Genomic DNA, 1,136 nt, shown 5'->3' on the forward strand with positions numbered 1-1,136 from the left:
ACCTTTCTCTCCCATATTGCAGTCGCGGCACGATGGAACTAAATTAATAGGCATCACCGAAAATTCAGGATAATGTGCAATAGGAAGAAAATGATCTATATTTTTTGTCTGTCCTATATCACCACAAAATGGACATTTTTCACCTGATGAAACAAGCATGTCATCGTAATATGTTCTAGCGGGTTTGTTTTTATCTCGGAGATTATTTTCATAAAGCTTTTCTAATTTAACCTTTGTCAGGTTACCAACTACTAAGGTTGTAGGCTCAAGAGGGTGTGTCCTGTCGTAGGTAAATAACTGACCTGTCGAGCTTAATATTCTATATTGTTGTTCTTTCTGCAAAAAAGTGGGGAAGTGAGTAATGAAATTATTTCTAACATTTATCTGCATCATACCTTCCGAGCATTTATTAAGCATTTCGCTATAAGTTCTCGCTGGAAGAGGTAGTTTTTTCATTGTACTTTACCTTCATCTCTGTTCATTATCATCGCTTTTAAAACGGTTCGACCTTCTAATCCTATCTGACCATTATAATTTTTTAGAATGGTTTCATAAGAAAGCTCTGAATCAACGGACTGCGATAATAAGTGGTGGTATCCAGAATTTGTCACTTCAAGTAAAAACACCTCACGAGTTAAAACACCTAAGTTCTCACCGAATGTCTCAATATCCGGACGGATAATATTTATTGCTTCTCTTGACCGTAGGACTTTCCACATGCAGGATTTTGGAACCTCTTGCAGTACTACTGGGGAATGAGTTGCAATTATTGCTACACCATTGCGTGCATCGAGTAAGTCGCTTAATGTTCGTAAAAAAGCAGAGAGCAAAGGTGGATGCAGATGAACCTCTGGTTCATCGAATAAAACTAATGACTTTTCGCCAACGACATCTACTAATCTTGTGATAGTAAATAAAACAATTGCATGTCCAGAGCTCATTCGAAGCAGATATTTCTGGATATTGTCATAAAACAATTTAGTGAATTTATCATCGTCCACTTGAATCTGTGGTTCATTACGTCTTAACTCTTCATATTTAGAAATGAGGCTGATGAGTTCCATATTTGAAAAGTTTTCATCACTACTTAGTTTTTTGATAGCTTCAAGCCAGAGTTGTCTTTTTCTATCTACTCT

General features: G+C 36.5%; 2 protein-coding genes. Both read right to left on the minus strand.

Annotated elements, in window-relative coordinates; translation table 11 throughout:
* Positions 1-456 (minus strand): HNH endonuclease (locus tag CBF90_RS16030; protein WP_141097192.1); only part of this gene is annotated, 456 nt, incomplete at its 3' end.
* Positions 453-1,136: AAA family ATPase (locus tag CBF90_RS16035; RefSeq protein ID WP_172407876.1), on the minus strand; the 684-nt coding region annotated here is incomplete at its 5' end. The genes CBF90_RS16030 and CBF90_RS16035, both read right to left, overlap by 4 nt.

The organism is Microbacterium sp. AISO3, assembly GCF_002204305.1.
In the GTDB taxonomy this organism is placed as follows: domain Bacteria; phylum Actinomycetota; class Actinomycetes; order Actinomycetales; family Microbacteriaceae; genus Microbacterium; species Microbacterium arborescens.